This is a genomic window from Methylobacterium platani, from assembly GCF_001653715.1.
Lineage (GTDB): Bacteria > Pseudomonadota > Alphaproteobacteria > Rhizobiales > Beijerinckiaceae > Methylobacterium > Methylobacterium platani.
This window is the reverse complement of the sequence record NZ_LWHQ01000052.1, coordinates 12,057-32,724: the sequence shown is the minus strand read 5'-3', so window position 1 is coordinate 32,724 and position 20,668 is coordinate 12,057. Positions and strand designations below refer to the sequence as shown.

Sequence of the window (20,668 nt, the reverse complement as noted above, 5' to 3'; positions counted from 1 at the left end):
CGCCGTCACGGCGCCAGCGCCGCGCTCCCGAGCATGATCGCCGCCCAGAGCGCGCCGGAGCCGAGCAGCGCGAGGCCGGTGAGCGCCAGGACGATGTCGCAGGGCCGCAAGGCGGAGCGGTCGGCGAGCGGGGCGGAGCGCGGCCGGTGCCGGGACAGGCCCCGGCGCAGGCGGTCGGCGTGGGTGGTCATGGTCAGCCCCCCGCCGCCGCGAAGGTCTGGCCGGCCGAGCCCGCGAGGTGCTCGACGATGGGTCCGAGCGCCAGCGAGGGCAGGAAGGTCAGGCCGCCGAGGATCAGGATCACCCCGACGAGCAGGCCGACGAACAGGCCGCCATGGGTCGGGAAGGTCCCGGCGGAGGCCGGCACCGTCTTCTTCGCCGCGAGCGAGCCGGCGATGGCGAGCGCCGGGATGATGACGAAGAACCGGCCGACCAGCATGCCGGCCCCCAGCGTCAGGTTGTAGAACGGGGTATTGCCCGACAGGCCCGCGAAGGCCGAGCCGTTGTTCGCCGCCGCCGACGTGAAGGCGTAGAGGATCTCGGTGAAGCCGTGCGGCCCTGCGTTGGCAGGTCCCGCGAGACCCGCCGGCAGCACGGTGGCGAGCGCCGTGAAGCCGAGCATCATCAGCGGCAGGCACAGGATGGCGAGCATCGCCATCTTGACCTCCCGGGCCTCGATCTTCTTGCCGAGATATTCGGGCGTGCGCCCGACCATCAGGCCGGCGACGAAGATCGCCACCACCACGAAGACCAGCATGCCGTAGAGGCCGGCGCCGACGCCGCCGACGATGATCTCGCCGAGCTGCATGTTGACGAGCGGGATCAGGCCGCCGAGCGCCGTGAAGGCGTCGTGCATGGCGTTGACCGCGCCGCAGGAGGCGGCCGTCGTCACCACCGCGAACAGGGCCGAGCCGGGGATGCCGAAGCGGATCTCCTTGCCCTCGAGGTTGCCGCCTTGGAGGCCCAGTGCGTTGAGCAGCGGGTTGCCGGCGCCTTCGGCCCAGTAGGTGACGGCGGTGCCGGCGAGGAACAGCACGCCCATCGCGCCGAGGATCGCCCAGCCCTGGCGCTCGTCCCCGACCATGCGGCCGAACACGTTGGTGAGCGCGGCACCTAAGCCGAAGATCGATACCATCTGGATCAGGTTCGACCAGGCGGTCGGGTTCTCGAACGGGTGGGCGGCGTTGGCGTTGAAGAAGCCGCCGCCGTTGGTGCCGAGCATCTTGATCGCCACCTGGCTCGCCACCGGGCCGAGCGCGATGGTCTGCTTTCCCCCCTCGAGGGTGGTGGCCTCGGCGTAGGGCGCGAGCGTCTGCGGCACGCCCTGCCAGACCAGGAACAGGGTGTAGACGATGCAGAGCGGCAGCAGCACGTAGAGGGTGCAGCGGGTCAGGTCGACCCAGAACGAGCCGACCGTGCGGGCCGACGCCCGGGCAAAGCCCCGGATCAGCGCCACGGCGAGCGCGATGCCGGTCGCCGCCGAGAGGAAGTTCTGGTGCGTCAGCCCCAGCATCTGCGACAGGTAGGAGAGGGTGCTCTCGCCGCCGTAATTCTGCCAGTTGGTGTTGGTGACGAAGCTGACCGCGGTGTTGAAGGCGAGGTCCGGCGCCACCGCGCCCTGTTCGGCGGGGTTGAGGGGCAGGAGGCCCTGCAGCCGCAGGATAGCGTAGAGCAGCACGAACCCGGCGGCGTGGAAGACCAGCATGGCGCCCGCGTAAGTCAGCCAGTGCTGCTCGTGGCGCTCGTCGATGCCGGCGAGGCGGTAGAGGCCGCGCTCGACCGGGCGCAGCAGGGGAGAGAGCGGGGTGGAGGCGCCGGTGAAGACCCGGGTCATGTAGAGACCGAGCGGCTTCACCAGGGCGAGGACGATCGCGCAGAACAGCGCGATCTGGATCCAGCCGGCGAGTGTCATGTCGGCGCTCCTCTAGAACCGCTCGGGCCGCACGAGGGCGTAGGCGAGGTAGGCGAGCAGCCCGAGGGTCATCAGGCCGCCGAGCCCGTAATCGAGGGTCATCGCGGGCCTCCTCACAGGCGTTCGCACAAGGAGACGTAGCCGAGCGACAGGGCGAAGAAGCCCAGGCCCGCCGCCAGCATCAGGAAATCGAACATGGGTGTCCCCATCGGGCGCCGGGCCGGCGCCGCATCGGATCGGGCCGCGTCGCGGCCCCGACCACGGGGACATCCTCCCGAACGCATAGGGATTCGAGAGGGGCCGGAGCGCCGCGCCATAAAGGCGGCATAAAGACCGGGGCGGGCCCTCGGCGTCAGGGGCGTCTCGCGGCCCGGACCGCCTCCTGCAGGCCGGCGCAGGCGTGCTCCCCGCGGCCGGCGCCGTCCGCGGCCTCGCGGCACGCGGCGCGCAGCGCCCGGTCGTCGACCTGCAGCACGCAGGTGGTGCCGGCGAGGAAGCCGCGGACGGGGAAGCCGCAGAGCCGGCAGGCGGCGCGCACGGGGCACAGGGGCGCCCGCCGCAGGTCGCCCGGCGCGCCGCGGCGCGCGTGTCCGGTCGCCATGGCGCGCGCGCGCCGGCCGTGCCCCCCCTCCATCCGGCATCCCCCCGCGTGCGGCTCGACCGGGGGGTCTTGCGATCGCGGGCAGGGGGAAACGATGCGGCCGGCCGGGACGCGGTATCAAGATCTCATAGAGGCGCGGCGCCCGGCGGCGGATGCGCGCCGCCCGGGAGCGGGGCTCAGGCCGCCAGCAGCTCGCCGCCCTTCTCGGCGATGACCTGCCGCACCTTGGCCGAGAACATCCCGAGCAGCAGCGGCAGGCGGACCTCGACGCGGGCGGCCTCGTCCTCGACCGCGATGGTGCCGCCGACCGTCTGGCCCATGGCGCCGAGCACGAAGGCGAGGGTGTCGCCCTCCCAGACCGGGTCCTGCATGGTGAGGCCGGCCTTCTGCACGAGGTCGCGACCCTGGCCGAGGCGGGCCTCGATGCGCCGCCGCGCCTCGGCCCGGCCGAGCTGGTGGGGAATCACGACGACCAGGGGCTTCGCCATCACCGTCTCCGCCGCCCGCCGGGACCCCGCGTCGGGCCGGCTCCGGGCACGATGCCCCGGCGAACGCCGAATCATCTGCGGCTGAGATTCGTCATGCCGCGGGGGAATTCAATCGGCAGCGGGTGCGGAGGGTCAAGGATCGGAACCGGGAACGGGCCCCGGGGCGCGGGACCGTTGCGGCCCCGCGCTGTCCAAGCCGGCCCGCTTGGCTTAAGCGAGACCAAGGCCCAGGGGGGACGTTCGCCCCCCTGGGCAATGTCGGGCTTCGGGCGGAGGCGGGTCTTGAGCGTGATCGGGCGGGGAATCCTCGGGGCCGTCGCCGTGTGCATCGCGGCCACGGCCGGCCTGTGGTGGCTGGCGATGCCGGACGAGCCGGTGCGGGCGTTGCAGGACGGGCTCGGCGCCGCGGCGCTCGCCACCATCATCGCGGGCGCGGCCGTCAGGCGCTCGGCCGAGTGAGGGCGGGCCTTTGCGGCCGGTTCCCGGATCCCGCGTCCTGCGCTGGCTCGTCGCCGGGCTCGTCGCCCTCGCGGTGCTCTGGATCGCCGTCCACCTGCGCTGACGGGCGCGCATCTCAGGCCGGGAGCGGGACCGGCCGCCGGCGGACCGCCCGGCGCTGCCGCAGCACCGCGCAGGCGCCGCCGAGGACGAACCACATGTACCAGGTCGGAACCAGGTAGTAGAGCATGTTGTCCGAATAGGCCATCAGCAGGTAGGCGGCGATCATCGCCAGCAGCATCCCGGCCCAGCGTTCGCCGCGCAGGATCAGCGTCGCCATCCTGGCGATGACCCGCACGTAGAGCCAGAGATAGGCGCACAGCCCGATCACCCCGGTCTCGAACAGCAGCTGCACGTAGACGCTGTGCGACTCGAAGGTGTCGCCCTCGATCGGCAGCGGGAAGAACTGCGTGACGTAGTGGCCGAAGCTCGACAGGCCCCAACCGAAGATCGGGCGCTCCCAGAACCAGACCAGGGCGCTCTGCCACAGGATCAACCGGAAGGCGTAGGAGTTCAGCGTCTCGTAGGCACCCGCGGTGTTGCCCTGCTGCAGGTCGGCGAAGCGCTCGGCGAGTTCCGGCATCGCCACCAGGGCCGCCGGCACGCCGAGGAAGTAGAGCAGGGTGCGCCGGTCGAAGAACAGCCCGTGGGTGAGCAGGATCAGGGCGGCGCCCGCCCAGGCGCTGCGGGTCTTGGTCAGCAGGATCAGCCCGAGCAGGACCGGGACGTAGAGCACCAGCGTCCGGCGCAGCCGCGGGCTCAGGCCGAAGGCGGGGCCGGCGAGCAGCGTCAGGACCACCGCCAGGATCGTCATCAGGTAGAAGGCGTAGATGTTGGGGTGCGTGAAGGTGCCGAAGACCCGGATGCCGTCGTCGCCGAACACCGCCCAGCCCATGGCGAGCTGCAGCCCGGCATAGAGCGTCGGCGCGATCGAGCTCGCGACGATGAGCAGCAGGATGCGGCGCAGGTCGGCGAGGTCGCGCACGACGTAGAAGGCGAGCAGGCAGAAGGCGGCATGCGTCGCCAGCAGCATCAGCAGCCGCATCGCGTTGGCCGGGTCGGGCGTGACGCGCGTCGACACCAAGCAGACCAGGAGGAGCGGCAGCCACAGGACGAAGGCCGGCACCGGGCTCACCCGCGGCCGGGTCGCCACGCAGGCCGCCGCCACCACCAGCACCGCGAGGTTGACCGACGCCCCGACGCCCATCTCGTCGAGGCCGCCGAACTTCGTCAGGGTGAAGACCGGATCGAGGGAGGCGCGCGCCACCACCACCCCCTCGATGAAGCGCCGCGGGCCGTAATGCCAGGCGAGGAGGATCAGCAGGGCGCTGGTGGCGATCAGCATCGGCCTTCACACTCCCGGGATCGCGGGGCCGGACGCCCGGCCCAGCCTTCGCAGGCGCCCTGCTTAACCCGCGCCCCGGCCCGGGCGGAGCGTCGCAAAAGGGAGTGGGCTCCTCCGCAAGGCGTAAGCGCAAGGCCGAGGCCGCGCCGGATCCAGCGGCCTCGGGTCCCGCGGCGTCATATGTCGCTGCGTCATATGTCGCTGCGTCATATGTCGCCCTTGCGCCCCGGGGCTGCTAAGCTCGCGCCACCCGAGTCCGGACACCACCGATGCGCCTCTCCCTCGCCTCCCTGCTGCTCGTCGGCGCGCTCGCCGCCCCGGCCTTCGCCCAGACGACCGCCCCGGCCCCGAACCCGTTCGGCCCCGGCGCCGCCAAGCCGAGTCAGGGCCTTCCGAATCAGGGCCTGCCGCCGAACCCGCCCGCGGTGCCCGCCAAGCCGGCAGCCCCGGCTGCGACGGCCCCGGCCGCCGGCGCGATCTACCCCACGGCGATCGCGCCGAAATACGCCAAGGAATCGCCCGGCACCGCCCGCCAGCACACCTGCCTCGACCAGTACAACGCCAACAAGGCGGCCGGCGGGGCCGGCAACGGCGGCCTGAACTGGATCGCGAAGGGCGGCGGCTACTACTCGGAGTGCAACAAGCGGCTGAAGGGCTGAGCCGCGAGGCGATCGCTCACGCCCGCGCCGGCCCCGGGGCCGGCCGCGCCGTGAGCGCCAGCGCCAGCCCGAGGCCCGCGGCGGCGAGCCCCGCCAGCACCGCCCAGGCCGGCCAGGCGGCGCCGGCCCCCTCCGCCAGGGCCGCCTGGTAGGCCTCGATCGCCCAGGCGTTCGGGGTGAGCCAGCCGAGGCTCTGGAGCCAGGGCGGCATCAGGAAGCGCGGCACCATGCTGCCGCCGACCGCCGAGAGCAGCAGCACCCCGAAGGTCGAGACGAGGTGGGCCTGCTGGCGGGAGCGCGCCGCCGCGCAGGCGGCGAGGCCGAGGCCCGCCGCCATGGCGGCGACCAGCACCCCGGTGACGAGCCAGGCCGCGAAATGCGCCCCGACCGAGACGCCGTAGACCAAGGCGGCGGCCGCGAAGATCAGCGCCCCTTGCGCGGTGCCCTGGAGCACCAGGAACAGGAACTTGCCGAGCACCACCACCGGCAGGCCGCCCGGGGCGGCGGCGAGGCGGTCGGCGATGCCGGACTGGCGCTCCTCGACCAGGGACAGGGCGCCCTGCATGGCGGCGAAGAGCAGGAACACGGCGGCGATCGCCCCGGCATAGTAGGCGACGCGGGCGTTGCCGCCGTCCTGGCCGTCCCGGCCCTCCGCCGTCGAGCGCCGCGCCACCAGGGCCGCGAAGGAGAAGGCCTCGCGCTTCTCGCGGCTCTCGGCGAAGGCGCGATCCAGGAAGGCGCGCTCGTCCGGGCCGATCTTGCCGGTGCGCTCGACGTCGGCGACGACCCGCGACAGCACCACGTCGGGCAGGGCCTCGTTGAGCACCCGCTGCACCTGGCCGAGGGCGATCGGGGTGGCGAGCGCCCGCGCCGGGCTCTCGACGACGAGGATCGGCGCGTCCGCGGCCGTGCTTCCGGCCGCGAGGTCGCCGCGCAGCACCAGGGCGACGTCGACCTCGCCCCGGCGCACCGCCGTGACGGGATCGCCGTGCAGCTCCGTCGTGCGCAGGGCCGGATCGGCCCGCAACGCCGCGACGAGGCGCCCCGTGGTGGCGGTCCGGGCCCGGTCCTGGAGCCCGACCTGGATGCGGATGCGCTCGCCGACGGCGCCGGAGAAGATCGCCGCGAAGACGCAGAAGATCACCGTCGGCAGCACGAAGGCCATCACCAGGGCGGCCCGGTCGCGCCAGAGCGTGAGCCACATCACCCGGAACGACGCCACGATCATGCCGGGATCTCCAGATCCGCGCCGACCGGATCGGGCGGGGCCGCCTCGGTCACGTCGCGGTAGAGCCCGTCGAGGCCCGGTTCGCGCACCCGGATCTCCCGCACCGGCACGCCGTGGCGGCGCAGGTGCGCCAGCAGGGCGGCGCCGTCGCGCCCGCCCGCCACGGTGCTCCCGGCCCTCCAGGTGAGGGGCGAGGCCGGATGGAAGCCGGCCTGGCGCAGGGCGGCGGCCGCCGCCGGGCCGGCGGCCTCGGCGAGCGCCACCTCGTGCTCGGGCGGGCCGGCCCGCAGGCCGGCGAGCAGGTCGGCGAGGCGCCCGTCGAGGCGCAGGGCGCCGTCCTGGAGCACCAGGACCCGGTCGGCCAGGCGCTCGGCCTCGGCGAAGTCGTGGGTGGCGATCAGCACGGCCGCCCCGGATTCGGGCAGGCGCTCGAGCACCGCGTGGATCGCCGCCCGGGCGGCCTGGTCGACCCCCTGCGTCGGCTCGTCGAGGAGCACCAGGGCGGGCTCGCCGAGGAGCGAGGCCGCGATGTTGGCCCGGCGCTGGTAGCCGCCGGAGAGCACGCCGACGAGCCGGTCCGCCGCCGCCTCGAGCCCGGCCCGCGCCAGGGCGCGGGCCACCGCCGGCGCCCGCGCCGCCCGGGGCAGGCCGAGGAGGCGGGCGAACACCTCGAGGTTCTCCCGCGCGGTCAGGCGCGGATAGAGGGCGATCTCCTGCGGCACCCAGGCGATGGCGCGGCGAATGCCGGGCTCGCGCGCCGGATCGCCCCCCGCCACGCGCACGCGGCCGGCCTGCGGGACGAGGCGCCCGGCGAGCAGACGCATCAGCGAGGTCTTGCCGGCGCCGTTGGGGCCGAGCAGGGCCGCGGTCTCGCCCCGGGCCAGGGCGAGGTCGATCCCGTCGAGGATCCGGTGGCTGCGGTACGAGAAGGCGAGGTCGCGGACCTCCGCCGCGGGGTCGGGCGTCATCCCGTCACGACAGCAGGGCTTTGCGGCTTTCGAAAGGATCACCGACCGCGGCACGCGCTACCGCGCCGGCAGGGCGCGGGTGAGGCGCACCCGCACGCTCGACCCCGGCTCGGCGAGGCGCAGGGCGGCGGCGGAGAAATCCGGGCGGCCGCGGCGGCCGGCGCCGTTCGAGAAGCCGTAGGGCTCGGTCGGCAGGCCCAGGCCCGTGCGGCCGAGCCGCCCGTCGCCGTCGAGGTCCTGGAACGCCGCGACCGCGTAGGTGCCCGGCGGCACCTCGGTGAAGCCGAAGCGCAGGCTCGGGGCCGCCGCCGGCCCGCTCTGGCCGATGCGGCAGGCCTCCTCGGCGAGCGACCCGGTGCAGAGCGCGACGAAGACCCGGCCGGCCCCCGGCTCGACCCCGTCGACCTCGACCGCGAGGTCCGCCGCGGCGGCAGGACCCGCCAGGAGCAGGACGACGGCCGCGAGCGCCGGGAGGGTGCGCCTCACGAGGCTTCCCCGAGGCTCGCCGCCGCGAGCGGCATCCCGCGGGCCGGGGCGGGCTGGAGCGCCAGGTCCTCGGCCATCAGCCGCGCGGTGATGCGGGCGCCCTCGTAGATCACCGGCAGGCCGGAGCCCGGATGGGTGCCGCCGCCGACGAGGTAGAGCCCGGGCCCGAAGCGGTTGTGGGGCCGGAAGTAGAGCATCTGCCCGAGATCGTGCGAGAGGTTGAAGGTCGCGCCCTCGTGCACCGCGAACTCGTCGCGCCACTGGGTCGGATCGACCACGCGCTCGTAGCGGATGCGCGATTCGATGTCGGTCAGCCCGAGCTTCTCCAGGCGCTTGAGCACCAGCGCCCGGTAGGACGGGCCGACGCTCGCCCAGTCGATCCCGGCGCGCAGGTTCGGCACCGGCACCAGCACGTAGAGGCTGGTCTGGCCGGGAGGCGCCATGCCGCCGTCGGTGTAGCCGGCATGCTGGACGTAGATCGAGGGCTGCATCGGCAGCACCCCGTCGGAGACCTCGCGGATGTTGCGGGCGTAATCCTCCGACAGCAGGATGGTGTGGTGGCCGAGGCTCTCCGGCATCGGTCCGTCGATGCCGAGATAGAGCATGTAGGTCGAGCAGGAGAGCCGCGCCTTCGCCACCTTGGCGTTCCGCCAGCGCGGCCGGCGAGCTTCCGGCACCAGTTCGGGCACGACCTTGGCGAAGTCGCCGTTGATGACGACCGCGTCGGCACCGATGCGCTCGCCCCCGGCCTCGACGCCGACGGCGCGCTTGCCCTCGAACAGCACCCGGTCGACGGATGTGCCGAGCTTGATCTCGACGCCGAGGCGTCGGGCGAGGCCGGCCATCGCCTCCGAGACCGCGCCGCAGCCGCCGACCGGGTGGTACACCCCGTGCTCGTATTCGAGGAAGCTCAGGATGGTGAACAGGCTCGGGCACCGGAACGGCGACATCCCGAGATATTTGGTCTGGAACGAGAAGGCGAGGCGGACCCGCGGGTCCTTGAAGTAGCGCGTCAGGTCGCGGTCGACGGTGGCGTGGGGGCGCAACAGCGGCAGGGCCGCCAGCATCGCAGGCGAGACGAAGCTGCGGAGCGAATCGCAGGCCTGCTGCAAGACCGGGATGAAGGCCGCGAGCTTGCGGCGGTTGTCGTCGAGGAAGCGGCGCACGTTCTTCGCGTCGTCCGGCGCGATGCGGGCGATCTCGGCCTCGAGCCGCGCGACGTCCGGCGTCGCCCGGATCTCGCCGCCGCCCTCGAAGACGAGATGGTATTGCGGATCGAGCCGCTCGAGGGTGAGGTGGTCCTCCAGCCGCTCGCCGCAGGATTCGAAGATGTCGGCCAGGATGCGCGGGTAGAGGAAGAAGGTCGGCCCGATGTCGAACCTGTAGCCGCCGGGCGCCGTGACCGTGCGGGTGCGTCCGCCGACGCTCTCCTCCTTCTCGATCACCGTCACCTGCACGCCGTCGCGGGCGAGCATCAAGGCCACCGCGAGGCCGCCCGGCCCCGCCCCGACCACCACCGCCCGGCGCCCCGACAGGGTGCGGTACCCATCCCGCGGCTGCAACAACGTTCCACCTCCTGCCAGACCGAAACGGTCACCCGTGCGTATGGTCTAGTTGTGGCGCGCGGCGGTGAGCCGGCAATGGCTGCGCATTGTCGCGGTGGGGGCGGGAGGAGTGTTTTCCGCCGGGTGTGGCGGGGTGGTGGGCTACCGGACGAAGGCCCGGCCGCTCACGAGGACGCGCTCAAGGCCCCGCCAGCCGCTTGCCCCCGAGCCGGTGCAGCGCCACCGCGCCCGCCACCGCGACGTTGAGCGAATCGACCCCCGGCGCCATCGGGATCGCCACCCGGCGGGCGCGGGCCATCAGCGCCTCGGGCAGGCCGGGGCCCTCGGTGCCGAGCATGAGGAGCGCGCGGGGCAGGGGCGGCAGCCCCCCGATGTCCTCGCCCCGGGGCGAGAGGGCGACGGGGGTGAGGGACTGGCGCTCGCAGAGGGCGAGGAGGTCGTCGCCGGCGGGCAGCCGGGCGAAGGGCACGGTCAGGCTCGTGCCGGCCGAGACCCGGATCGCCTTGCGGTAGAGCGGATCGCAGGTCTCGGCATCGAGCAGCACCGCGTCGGCCCCGAAGGCGGCGGCGTTGCGGAAGAGCCCGCCGACGTTGTCGTGGTTGGAAAGCCCGACGAGGCCGAGGAGCAGGGCCGGGCCCGCCGGCACCAGGGCGTCGGGGGCGGGATCCGGCCCGCGGGAGCCCACCGCCAGCACGCCGCGATGGATCGGGAAGCCCGCCACCGCCCCCATCACGGTCTTCGATGCGAGGTAGACCGGGGCGTCGAGGCCGGCGAGCACCGGGGCGAGGCCGGGCAGACGCTCGGGCGAGACGAGCACCGACTCGACCCGGAACCGCGCCCGGGGCGACAGCAGCACCCGCAGCACCACCTCGCCCTCGGCGATGAACCGGCCCTCGCGCCCGACGAGGTCGCGCTCGCGCATCCGCGTATAGGCGTGAAGGCGCGGGTCGTCGGGGTCGTCGATCGGGATCGGCGTCATCTCAGCCCTTGCGGGCGGCCAGCGGATCGGATTCGGCCTTCGTCGGCACCTTCACCAGGGCCTCGCCGTCGAGCACCGTCTCGCCGTTGACGGAGCAGGTGCAGGTCAGGCGGGCGCGCCGGCGCTCCGGCACCAGCTCGGCCACCTCGACGGTGACGTCGACCGTGTCGCCGATGCGCACGGGGGCGCGGAAGTTGAGGCTCTGGCTGATGTAGATCGCGCCGGGGCCGGGCAGGCGGGTGCCGAGCACCGCCGAGATCAGCCCGGCGGTGTAGAGGCCGTGGGCGATGCGGGTGCCGAACGGCGTGCGGGCGGCGAAGTGCTCGGAGAGGTGGATCGGGTTGCGGTCGCCGGTGATCTCCGCGAACCCGACCACGTCGGAGGCCGCGATGGTCTTCGAGAGCGTCTCGGACAGCCCGACGCTCAGGTCCTCGAAGTACAGCACGCGCAGTTCGGGCATCATCGGCGTCGCTCCCGGTCAGACATGGTTGCGCGGCCGCGGAGACCGGGCGCGCGCGGCGCCGCCGCCCCGGCCGGGGTCCTCGGGGTCGCACGGGACGGGGGCGGAAATCCAGTGGCGAAAGGTCGGAAAGCCCAAAGGATGAGGCGCCGCGGGATGAGGCGCCGCGGATTTGGCCCGCACGGCGGCCCCGGGGCGCCACGACGGATCACATCGTCGGGAGCGCGGCGTCGTGCGCAGTCCATCTGATCACCGGGATCGTCATCCGGACTTTTTCATGCCGCAGCGTCAGTGCGTGTCGATCCATCTCACCTGCCGATCCGGCACTGCTACGACTTGAATTCATCTTCACGGCAGCAGAATTGAAAGTTTTGGGCCTTTTAATTGAATTTTAGCGATGTCGGACGGAAGGATGTGACGTCTTCCGAAGCGATTACCAGCGGTCCTCGTCATGCGTATGTCCCTGAAGAGCAGCCTGAGCGGCCTGTTCGGGATCCTCCTGCTGCTGTCCCTGGCGCAGGGCGCCGTCTCCCTGTGGAAGCTCGACGCGATCGAGACCCGCATCGCCACGCTCGCCGACGACGCGGTGCCGTCGATCACCGAGGCGCACGCCCTCAACACCCTGGTGATGCGCGCCCGGCTCTGGCAGTTCCGCTTCATCACGGCGGAGAGCGAGGCCGAGAAGGCGCTCTCGGCCAAGAGCTTCGCCGAGATGGACGCCGCGCTCGACGATGGCGCGGCACGTTACCGGACGCTGATCAGCTCCGCCGCCGAGCGGGAGATCTTCGACGAGGTGACGGCGAAGCTCGCCGCGTTCCGGGCCGACTGGGCCCGCCTCAAGGCGCTCCCGAACCGGGCCGAGGTCGACGCCTTCTTCCGCGGGCCGATGAACAAGACCTATCGGGCGACGGTCGACACGGCGACCAAGCTCGTCGGCCTCAACGTCGCCGCCGGCAAGGCGGCGGGCGAGGCGGCCCGGGCCGAGCGGGCGGAGGCCACCCGCGTCACCGTGGCGATGTTCGGCGTCTCGATCCTCGTCACCCTCGGCGCCGTGCTGTTCTGCCTCTTCGGCATCGTCCGGCCCCTCGGCCGCATGACCGGCGCGATGCGCCGCCTCGCCGCGGGCGACGCCGAGGCCGCCGTGCCGGGCGCCGGGCGCCGGGACGAGCTCGGCGCGATGGCGGGCGCGCTCGCGGTGTTCCGCGACAACCTGATCCGCACCCGGCGCCTGGAGGAGGAGACCGTGCTCGCCCGGTCCGGGGCCGAGGCGCAGCGCCGGCAGGCGATGCGCGAGATGGCGGACGGCTTCGAGCGGGCGGTCGGCGGCATCGTCGGCGCCGTCACGGCGGCGGCGACCGAGCTCCAGGCCACCGCCCAGGTCATGACCGCGACCGCGCGGGAGACCGCCGGCCAGTCGGGCGGCGTCGCCGCCGCCGCCTCGCAGGCCGCCGCGAATGTCGGCACGGTCGCGGCGGCGGCCGAGGAGCTGGGCGCCTCGGTCCGGGAGATCGGCCGCCAGGTCGACGGCTCGGCGCGCCTGGCCGGCGCCGCCGTCCGGGAGGCCGGCGCGAGCGCGGCCCAGGTCCACGCGCTGACCGAGGCGACCGCCCGGATCGGCGACGTCGTCGGGCTGATCTCGTCGATCGCCAGCCAGACCAACCTGCTCGCCCTCAACGCCACCATCGAGGCGGCCCGCGCCGGGGCGGCCGGCCGCGGCTTCGCGGTGGTGGCGGCCGAGGTCAAGGAACTCGCCGGCCAGACGGCCCGCGCGACCGAGGAGATCACGAGCCAGATCGCGGCGATCCAGGCCACCACCGGCCAGGCGGTCGGCGCGATCGGCGGGATCACCGCGCGGATCGAGGAGATCTCGGGCGTGGCGACCTCGATCGCGGCCGCGGTCGAGGAGCAGGGCGCGGCGACGCAGGAGATCGTCCGCAACGTCTCCCAGGCGGCCGCCGGCACCGGCGAGGTGACGACGACCATCGCGGACGTGGCGCGGGCCGCCGGCGAGACCGGTGCGGCGGCCGCCCAGGTGCTCGCCTCGGCCTCCGAGCTGTCGCGCCAGTCCGAGCATCTCTCGGCCGAGGTGACGCGCTTCCTCGACGGGGTCCGGGCGGCCTGATCCGCCGCGTCCGGGTCGGTGCCGGCGCTCGCGTCGACCCGGCTGTCGGGCCGGCTCCTCGGCAGCGCCGTCCCGGACCACCGGGGCGGCGCTCGTCCCGTCTGCCCCGTCATACCCTCGCGCTTTGGCATCGACACGTCGATGCCAAAGCGTCCGGCGCATCGGCGCCGACGCGAGGACACGGAAACCTTGCGGGCTTGCCTTGCGCCTGCGAACGGATCCGTTCGAAGGCGCGGCGGTATCAGTTCAGCGCCTGCGGCTCCGCCTCGGTGAGGAAGGCCGCGACCTCGCGGAAGAACTGCATCCGGTTCTTCTCCATCATCACCGTGTGGGTGCCCTCGCCGAGCTCGACGAAGCGCTTGTAGGGCGCGCGGGTGAGCCGGGCGAAGTACTCCTGGGCCTGGTAGCTCGGCAGGTCGGCGTCCCACTCGGCGTGGATCACCAGCGTCGGCACCCGGATCTCGCCGGGATCGTAGAGCGCCTTGCCGGTCTGCCAGTACTCCTGCGCATCGGCGACGACGCCGTTCGGCGCCCGCAGCACAGGCGGCGATTGCGCGGCCCCGGCGGCGTCGGTCGCGAGGGCGCCGCCGGCGCGCCGGTTCCCGCCTGGGCGCGGGCGTCCCCGGCGGCGGAGGCCGCCGCCAGGCCGGCGAGCCCGCCGAGCACGAGCCGGCGCGGCATCCGTGACGAATGCGTCATGCCGTGTCCTCCCTGCCGCCTGTTCGTCGGCGGATGACGGCAGTCAAGCCGGCGCCGCCGTGCGGGGCAAGCGCCGGCACGGCATGGCCAAGCGCCGGCACGGCATGGCCAAGCGCCGGCACGGCATGGCCAAGCGCCGGCACGGCATGGCCAAGCGCCGGCACGGCATGGCCAAGCGCCGGCACGGCATGGCCAAGCGCCGGCACGGCATGGCCAAGCGCCGGCACGGCATGGCCAAGCGCCGGCACGGCATGGCCAAGCGCCGGCACGGCATGGCCAAGCGCCGGCACGGCATGACCAGGCGCCGGCACGGCAGGGATGCAAGGGGGCCCCGGCTCCGCCCGGGACGCCGCAGGTCCGACGCGCCGGATGGCCCGATCCCGCCGATCGGGGCATAGACGCCGGGTCGTTCCCGTCCGCGAGGCCCGTCCCGTGATCTCCTCCGACACCGATCCCGGCCTGCGCGCCACCGTGGGCCGCGTCGCCCTGCTCAATCTCGGCTATTTCGGGATCGAGGCGGCGGTGGCGGTGGCGATCGGCTCGGTGGCCCTCGTCGCCGACAGCGTCGATTTCCTGGAGGATGCGGCGCTCAACCTGCTGATCGTCGCCGGGCTGGGCTGGCGGCCGGCGGCGCGGGCGCGGCTCGGCACGGTGATGGCCGGCATCCTGCTCCTGCCGGGGCTCGCCGCGCTCTGGACCGCCTGGCACAAGCTCGGCGCCTTCGCGGCCCCGGCGCCGGTGCCGCTGACCCTGACGGGGCTCGGCGCGCTCGCGGTCAACCTCGCCTGCGCGCTGATGCTCGCCCGCCACCGCGAGGGGCAGGGCAGCCTGACCCGGGCGGCCTTCCTGTCGGCCCGCAACGACGCGGTGGCCAACGTCGCGATCGTGGCGGCCGGGCTCGTCACCGCCGCGACCCTGTCGACCTGGCCGGCCTTCGCTCCCTGGCCCGACCTGGTGGTCGGCCTCGGCATCGCGGCGATGAACGCCGACGCCGCCCGGGAGATCTGGCAGGCCGCCGCGGCCGAGCGCCGGGCCGCCCGCGAGGCGGCCTGAGGCCGGGCTAGGGGGGCGCAGGCCCGGCGTCGTCGGGCGCGCGCCCGATCAGCGCGCGCAGGGCCGCCCCGGTCGGGCTGGCGAGCACGTCCGCGAGGGTGAAGCGGTCGAGCTCGCGGATGAAGCCGCGCTCGGCCGCGTCGAGGGCGGACTTCAGCAGGCAGCGCCCGGCGAGCGGGCAGGGGCCGCGCCCGCATTCGGTGAGGCAGCCCAATCCTTCGAGTTCCGCCACCACGGCGCCGAGCCGCACCTCCGCGGGCGGGCGGGCCAGGCGCACGCCGCCGGCCCGGCCCTGCCGCGCCTCGATGTAGCCCGAGGCGGTAAGCCCGCGCGCCACCTTCTGCAGGTGGTTCAGCGACACCCCGAAGGTGCGGGCGACGGCGGGCGTCGTCGTCCAGGCGCCGGCCTCCGCCGCCCCGAGATAGAGCAGCAGCCGCAGCGACAGGTCGGTGTAGAGCGAGAGCCGCAGGGCGCCGTCCTCCCCAGGAGAAGCCGCCCGGGCGCCCTCCGACCCCGACAGCGGGATCCGTCTATAGCCCATCGCGGGCGGATCTGGGAAGAAAGCCTCGTTCGCCATCCGGTCGCGAGCAAGCTTTTCGCCGCGACCTCCGCCGTCGTTTCGCGCCCTTCCGTGATCGCCGCCCGTCCCCCGCGGCAGCAGCGGCGCGAGACGAAGCTGCAATCTGGTAGGAAGAGTACTTGTTTGTTGGTGCGGGGAAATCGGGTTCAAGTAAACAAATGCAAGGGCAATACCTGCCGCCGTGCCCTAGAGGATCGGAGCGAAGGTCCCGGTCGGCAAGGCCGACCGGTGGGTCCCCGGGTGCTCGGCCCGGACGCCCTCACACATCATTGGGGCAACCCGTGCCGCGTTACTTCTTCGACATCAACGACCACGACCTGTCCCATCGCGACGACGAGGGCAGCGAGTGGCCGAGCCGCGACGCGGCCCGGGCGCACGCCCTGCGGATCCTGGCCGACATCGCCCGCGACGAGGCCCGCCGCCAGGACCGGCTGAACCTGTTCGTCACCATCCGCGACCAGGGCCGGAGCGTCCTCGCCGTCGCGTCCCTGGCCGTCGCCTGCGCGTGGCTGGATTAGACGTCGCTGGATGAGGCTTGGCTGGACGGGACCCGGCCGGAAGCCTCGCGCCCCGTTCTGCCGTGCGGCACATACCGTCGCGCCCCGAAACCCGCCTCCCGGCGGTTCGTTACCCCCGCGCTTTAACCCATGTTGGCAGCGAGGCGACGTGACGGACCGGCCGATCGAGGACTACGCCATCATCGGCGATACCTGCACGACGGCGCTCGTCGCCCGCGACGGATCGATCGACTGGCTGTGCTGGCCCTGCCACGACAGCCCGGCCGTGTTCCTGCGCCTGCTCGACGAGGACAGGGGCGGCGCCTGCGAGATCCTGCTCGAGGGCTTGCGCGAGACGCACCGGCGCTACCGCCCCGGCACCACCATCCTGGAGACCACCTTCGTCACCGCGACCGGCCGCCTGACGCTCACCGACTTCATGCCGCTCCACCCCCTGGACGCGGTGCCGGAGGAGGGGCCGGACGGCGCCCCCCACGGCCGGATCGTGCGGCTGGCCGCCTGCGAGGCCGGCACGGTGACGGGCCGCTTCCGGGTGCGCCCGACCTTCGACTACGCCCGCGACGGCGCGGTCCTCGAGCCCGAGGCGGGCGGCACGGTGCTGTGCCGGCGCCGCTCGAAGCCGGAGGCCGTGCGGATCGCCGCCACGGTGCCGCTCGCCATCGCCGGCGACCGGGTCGAGGCGGCGTTCTCCCTGGCGGCCGGGGAGGGCGCGTCGCTGGTCCTCTCCCACCGCGAGGACGACGACGGCGACGTCCGCCACGCCGCCGCGAGCCTGTCGGCGACGGAAAGCTACTGGGAGGAATGGTCCGGCCGCTGCACCTATGACGGGGCCCATCGCGACGACGTGCTGCGCAGCGCGCTCGTGCTCAAGCTCCTGACCCACGCGCCGTCCGGCGGGATCATCGCGGCCGCCACCACCAGCCTGCCGGAGGCGGTGCCGGGCACCCGCAACTTCGATTACCGCTACGTCTGGATGCGGGATGCGAGCTTCACCGTCACGGCCTTCGTCAATCTCGGCTACGTGCGCGAGGCGGCGGAGTTCCTGCGCTTCCTGCGCGACGCCGACGGGACCCGCGGCCGCGACCTGAAGCTGATGTACGGCATCAACGGCACCGTCCCGGAGGAGGAGATCCTGGATCACCTGCGCGGCTGGCGCGGGGTCGGGCCGGTGCGGATCGGCAACGCGGCATCGGGCCAGCACCAGTACGACATGTACGGCGAGTTCCTGGTGGCGCTCCACGCCTTCCTCGACGCCGTCGACTACGACCCGCCGGTCAAGGTCAACGACCACCTGGCCGAGGTGCTGGGGCATCTCACCGACCACGTCATCCGCTGCCGCCACGCGCCCGACCACGGCATCTGGGAATTGCGCGACGAGACGCGCCAGATCCTGCACACCAAGGGCATGCTCTGGGTCGCCCTCGACCGGGCGGTGCAGATCGCGCAAGAGGTGGAGGTGGCGAGCCCCGACACGGTCGAGGAGTGGCGCCGTGTCGCCGCCGAGATCCGGGCCGAGTACCACGAGAAGGGCTGGAATGCCCGCGTCGGCGCCTACACCCAGGCCTACGGCTCCGACGACCTCGACGCGGCGGTCCTGCGCACGGTGCTGTTCGGCGCCTTCGACGCACAGTCGCCCCGGGTCGCCGCGACGCTTCAAGCCGTGAGCGCCGGGCTCGGCGACGGCGACCTGATCTACCGCTACCGCAACGCCGACGGCTTCGACCATCCGGAGGCGACCTTCGCGGCCTGCGCCTTCTGGCGCGTCGGCTGCCTGGCGCTCGCCGGGCGCACGCACGAGGCCGAGCCGCTGTTCGCCCGCCTGCTGGCCCGCGGCAACGACCTCGGCCTGTTCGCCGAGGAGATCGACGCCGCGACGTCCGAGCAGCGCGGCAACGTCCCGCAGGGCTTCACCCACATGGCGATCATCAACCACGCGGTCCGCCTCGACCGCGCGGCGCGTCACGCCGCTGCCCGCACCGACGAGCCGTGCCAATGGGCGGTGGGGGCCTGAGAGCGACGCGGAAACGGCTGCGGAAGGGGTGGGCACCGCTGCCCGAATTTGCTCTAAGGCTCGGGAGAGGGCGCCGCCGCGCGGGCGCCCCGACCGATCCGAAGCCTCCTATTCCGGGAAACCTGTCGTGGCGGGCGAGCCGTACTTCATCACCACCGCCATCTCGTACCCCAACGGGGTGCCGCATATCGGGCACGCCTACGAGGTGATCGCCGCCGACGCGATCGCGCGCTTCAAGCGCCTCGACGGCTACGACGTGTTCTTCACCACCGGCACCGACGAGCACGGCCTCAAGATCCAGCAGACCGCCGCCAAGGCCGGGATCAGCCCGCGCGCCTTCGTCGACGACATGGCGCCGCGCTTCCGCGCCATGGCCGAGCGGCTCGACTGCTCCTTCGACCGCTTCATCCGCACCACCGATGCCGACCACATCGCCTCCGCGCAGGCCCTGTGGCGCCGGATGGAGGAGAACGGCGACATCTACCTCGCCAAATATGCCGGCTGGTACTCGGTCCGCGACGAGGCCTATTACGACGAAGCCGAGCTGGTCACCGCCCCCGACGGCAGCCGCCGGGCCGAGAAGACCGGCACGCCGGTCGAGTGGGTCGAGGAGGAGAGCTACTTCTTCCGGCTCTCGGCCTATGCCGAGCGCCTGCTCGCCCATTACGAGGCCCATCCCGACTTCATCGGCCCCGATTCGCGCCGCAACGAGGTTCTGAGCTTCGTCCGCTCGGGCCTGCAGGACTTGGCGGTCAGCCGCACCACCTTCGACTGGGGCGTGCCGGTGCCGGGCCAGCCCGGCCATGTGATGTATGTCTGGGTCGACGCGCTGACGAACTACATCACGTCCTGCGGCTTCCCCGACGAGGCGGATCCGCGCTGGCGCTACTGGCCGGCCGACCTCCACGTCATCGGCAAGGACATCATCCGCTTCCACGCCATCATCTGGCCGGCCTTCATGATGTCGGCCGGCCTCCCGGTCCCGAAGCGCGTCTTCGGCCACGGCTTCCTCCTCAACAAGGGGGAGAAGATGTCGAAGTCGGTCGGCAACGTCGTCGATCCGGTCGGCTTGGCCGACACCTACGGCGTCGATCCCCTGCGCTACTTCGTGCTGCGCGAGGTGCCGTTCGGCCAGGACGGCAGCTACTCGCACGAGGCGATCGTCAACCGGCTCAACGCCGACCTCGCCAACGACCTCGGCAACCTCGCCCAGCGCTCGCTGACCATGATCGCCCGCAATTGCGGCGGCCAGATCCCCGCACCCTTCCCGCAAGCCGGCGAGCCGGCCGCCGCCGACCGGGCGCTGCTCGCCCTCGCCGACGCGCTGCCCGGGAAGGCGAGGGGGCTGATGCAGGACCTCGCCCTGCACGCGGTGCTGGCCGAGATCTGGGCCGTGGTGGCGGAGGCCAACCGCTACTTCGCCGGCCAGGAGCCGTGGGCCCTGCGCAAGACCGACCCGGCCCGGATGGAGGCGGTGCTCTACACCACCGCCGAGGTGCTGCGGGCGGTCGGCATCCTGGTCCAGCCCTTCATCCCGACGGCCGCCGCCCGGCTCCTCGACCTGCTCGCGGTGGCGCCCGAGGCGCGGCAACTGGCCGATGTCGGGCCGGGCCATCGCCTCGTGCCGGGCACGAGCCTGCCGGCGCCGAGCCCGATCTTCCCGCGCTACGTGGAGCCCGAGGCGTGAGCCTGGTCGACAGCCCCCGAGGCGCAAGCCTGGTCGACAGCCATTGCCACCTCGATTCGCCCGGCCTCGCCGAGCGGCTGCCCGAGGTCCTGGCCCGCGCAAGGAGCGCCGGGATCGACCGGATGGTGACGATCTCGACCCGGGTCGCCCGGTTCGAGACCTACCGGGCCTTAAGCGAGGCCCATCCCGAGGTGCTGTTCACGATCGGCACCCACCCGCACCAGGCCGGCGAGGAGCCCGACGTGACGGCGGACGAGATCGTCGCGCTGTCGCGCCATCCGCGCTGCATCGGCATCGGCGAGGCCGGGCTCGACTACCATTACGATTACGCGCCCCGGGACGTGCAGCAGCGCGTCTTCCGCACCCACATCGCGGCGGCGCGGGAGAGCGGCCTGCCGCTCGTCATCCACGCCCGCGAGGCCGACGAGGACGTGGCGACCATCCTGACCGAGGAGATGGCGCGCGGGACGTTCAAGGCGGTCCTGCACTGCTTCTCGTCGGGCCGGCGCCTCGCCGAGATCGGGGTGGAGCTCGGCCTGTTCGTGTCGTTCTCCGGCATCGTCACCTTCCGCAACTCGGACGAGATCCGGTCGATCGCGCGAGCCGTGCCGCGCGAGCGCCTGCTCGTCGAGACCGACGCGCCCTATCTGGCGCCGGTGCCCCATCGCGGCCGGCCGAACGAGCCGGCCTTCGTCGCCGACACCGCCCGGGTGCTGGCCGAGACCGTGGGCGTGAGCGCCGACGACCTCGCGGCCCTCACCACCGCCAATTTCTACCGCCTGTTCGACAAGGCCGCCGCCCACCGCTGA

At 73.3% G+C, this 20,668-nt stretch carries 22 protein-coding genes and 1 pseudogene; 9 read left to right on the top strand and 14 right to left on the bottom strand.

All coding sequences use genetic code 11. The annotated features are described in order from the left end of the window. Positions 1-5: 5 nt before the first annotated feature. From A5481_RS25120 to A5481_RS25100, 5 genes are all read right to left on the bottom strand, one after another. On the bottom strand, positions 6-191 hold the full coding sequence (locus tag A5481_RS25120; RefSeq protein ID WP_048434492.1) for a hypothetical protein: 186 nt from the start codon (positions 189-191) through the stop codon (positions 6-8). Positions 192-193: 2 nt separating this feature from the next. Then, positions 194-1,912: a potassium-transporting ATPase subunit KdpA gene (gene kdpA / locus A5481_RS25115; RefSeq protein ID WP_048434493.1), complete on the bottom strand. Its 1,719-nt coding sequence runs from the start codon at positions 1,910-1,912 to the stop codon at positions 194-196. Between the two features lie 12 nt (positions 1,913-1,924). Further along, the gene (locus tag A5481_RS34740; RefSeq protein WP_099905332.1) at positions 1,925-2,014 is read right to left on the bottom strand and encodes a K(+)-transporting ATPase subunit F; all 90 of its coding nucleotides are present in this window, start codon (positions 2,012-2,014) and stop codon (positions 1,925-1,927) included. 250 nt (positions 2,015-2,264) lie between these two features. Then, positions 2,265-2,513, bottom strand: coding sequence for a hypothetical protein (locus tag A5481_RS25105; RefSeq protein ID WP_156311881.1), 249 nt, complete (start codon positions 2,511-2,513; stop codon positions 2,265-2,267). Positions 2,514-2,689: 176 nt separating this feature from the next. After that, on the bottom strand, positions 2,690-3,001 hold the full coding sequence (locus A5481_RS25100) for a polyhydroxyalkanoic acid system family protein (RefSeq protein WP_048434495.1): 312 nt from the start codon (positions 2,999-3,001) through the stop codon (positions 2,690-2,692). Between the two features lie 282 nt (positions 3,002-3,283). Between A5481_RS25100 and A5481_RS25095 the strand changes: the two genes are divergently transcribed. Beyond that, positions 3,284-3,460, top strand: a complete 177-nt coding sequence (locus A5481_RS25095; RefSeq protein WP_156311882.1) for a hypothetical protein — start codon at positions 3,284-3,286, stop codon at positions 3,458-3,460. Between the two features lie 115 nt (positions 3,461-3,575). Here A5481_RS25095 and A5481_RS25090 read toward each other — a convergent pair whose 3' ends face one another. After that, the gene (locus A5481_RS25090) at positions 3,576-4,844 is read right to left on the bottom strand and encodes an O-antigen ligase family protein (protein ID WP_053082398.1); all 1,269 of its coding nucleotides are present in this window, start codon (positions 4,842-4,844) and stop codon (positions 3,576-3,578) included. A gap of 269 nt (positions 4,845-5,113) precedes the next feature. Between A5481_RS25090 and A5481_RS25085 the strand changes: the two genes are divergently transcribed. Further along, positions 5,114-5,503: a hypothetical protein gene (locus tag A5481_RS25085; RefSeq protein WP_048434497.1), complete on the top strand. Its 390-nt coding sequence runs from the start codon at positions 5,114-5,116 to the stop codon at positions 5,501-5,503. 16 nt (positions 5,504-5,519) lie between these two features. On the opposite strand, the gene A5481_RS25080 is transcribed toward A5481_RS25085, so the two are convergent. The 6 genes from A5481_RS25080 to croR all read right to left on the bottom strand — a co-directional run bounded on the left by A5481_RS25080 (position 5,520) and on the right by croR (position 11,192). Beyond that, on the bottom strand, positions 5,520-6,731 hold the full coding sequence (locus A5481_RS25080) for an ABC transporter permease (RefSeq protein ID WP_048434498.1): 1,212 nt from the start codon (positions 6,729-6,731) through the stop codon (positions 5,520-5,522). After that, entirely contained in the window at positions 6,728-7,699 is a 972-nt protein-coding gene (locus A5481_RS25075; RefSeq protein WP_048434499.1) for an ABC transporter ATP-binding protein, read from the bottom strand. The genes A5481_RS25080 and A5481_RS25075 overlap by 4 nt, the downstream gene beginning before the upstream one ends. 57 nt (positions 7,700-7,756) lie before the next feature. Beyond that, on the bottom strand, positions 7,757-8,185 hold the full coding sequence (locus A5481_RS25070) for a DUF2141 domain-containing protein (RefSeq protein ID WP_048434500.1): 429 nt from the start codon (positions 8,183-8,185) through the stop codon (positions 7,757-7,759). Then, positions 8,182-9,750 carry a phytoene desaturase family protein gene (locus A5481_RS25065; protein WP_048434501.1) on the bottom strand — a complete coding sequence of 523 codons (1,569 nt, stop codon included), beginning with the start codon at positions 9,748-9,750 and terminating at the stop codon, positions 8,182-8,184. The genes A5481_RS25070 and A5481_RS25065 overlap by 4 nt, the downstream gene beginning before the upstream one ends. Before the next feature lie 178 nt (positions 9,751-9,928). Beyond that, positions 9,929-10,729 carry a TrmH family RNA methyltransferase gene (locus tag A5481_RS25060; protein WP_064504404.1) on the bottom strand — a complete coding sequence of 267 codons (801 nt, stop codon included), beginning with the start codon at positions 10,727-10,729 and terminating at the stop codon, positions 9,929-9,931. A 1-nt stretch (position 10,730) separates the two neighbouring features. After that, a complete protein-coding gene (gene croR / locus A5481_RS25055; RefSeq protein WP_064504403.1) occupies positions 10,731-11,192 on the bottom strand; it encodes a 3-hydroxybutyryl-CoA dehydratase in 462 nt (153 codons plus the stop codon). 448 nt (positions 11,193-11,640) lie between these two features. Here croR and A5481_RS25050 point away from each other — a divergent pair, with 448 nt between their 5' ends. Next, a complete protein-coding gene (locus A5481_RS25050) occupies positions 11,641-13,311 on the top strand; it encodes a methyl-accepting chemotaxis protein (protein ID WP_064504402.1) in 1,671 nt (556 codons plus the stop codon). Positions 13,312-13,552: 241 nt separating this feature from the next. Here the strand turns inward: A5481_RS25050 and A5481_RS25045 are convergent, their stop codons facing one another. After that, positions 13,553-13,852 carry an alpha/beta hydrolase gene (locus A5481_RS25045; RefSeq protein ID WP_245238716.1) on the bottom strand — a complete coding sequence of 100 codons (300 nt, stop codon included), beginning with the start codon at positions 13,850-13,852 and terminating at the stop codon, positions 13,553-13,555. Between the two features lie 217 nt (positions 13,853-14,069). Between A5481_RS25045 and A5481_RS25040 the strand changes: the two genes are divergently transcribed. Together A5481_RS25040 and A5481_RS25035 are read left to right on the top strand one after the other, a co-directional pair. Further along, positions 14,070-14,408: a hypothetical protein gene (locus A5481_RS25040; protein ID WP_064504401.1), complete on the top strand. Its 339-nt coding sequence runs from the start codon at positions 14,070-14,072 to the stop codon at positions 14,406-14,408. Between the two features lie 34 nt (positions 14,409-14,442). Then, a complete protein-coding gene (locus A5481_RS25035) occupies positions 14,443-15,063 on the top strand; it encodes a cation efflux transmembrane domain-containing protein (RefSeq protein WP_048437471.1) in 621 nt (206 codons plus the stop codon). Positions 15,064-15,070: 7 nt separating this feature from the next. On the opposite strand, the gene A5481_RS25030 is transcribed toward A5481_RS25035, so the two are convergent. Beyond that, complete coding sequence (locus tag A5481_RS25030) at positions 15,071-15,604, bottom strand: RrF2 family transcriptional regulator (RefSeq protein ID WP_082173616.1); 534 nt, start codon at positions 15,602-15,604, stop codon at positions 15,071-15,073. Positions 15,605-15,924: 320 nt separating this feature from the next. Between A5481_RS25030 and A5481_RS25025 the strand changes: the two genes are divergently transcribed. The 4 genes and pseudogenes from A5481_RS25025 (at position 15,925) to A5481_RS25010 (ending at position 20,668) form a co-directional block, all read left to right on the top strand. Then, positions 15,925-16,161, top strand: a complete 237-nt coding sequence (locus A5481_RS25025) for a DUF6894 family protein (protein WP_048437472.1) — start codon at positions 15,925-15,927, stop codon at positions 16,159-16,161. A 109-nt stretch (positions 16,162-16,270) separates the two neighbouring features. Further along, positions 16,271-18,172 (top strand): annotated as a pseudogene (locus A5481_RS25020) (glycoside hydrolase family 15 protein); the annotation flags it as partial. Between the two features lie 127 nt (positions 18,173-18,299). Next, on the top strand, positions 18,300-19,859 hold the full coding sequence (gene metG, locus A5481_RS25015) for a methionine--tRNA ligase (RefSeq protein ID WP_048437474.1): 1,560 nt from the start codon (positions 18,300-18,302) through the stop codon (positions 19,857-19,859). Then, complete coding sequence (locus A5481_RS25010; protein WP_245239244.1) at positions 19,856-20,668, top strand: TatD family hydrolase; 813 nt, start codon at positions 19,856-19,858, stop codon at positions 20,666-20,668. The genes metG and A5481_RS25010 overlap by 4 nt, the downstream gene beginning before the upstream one ends.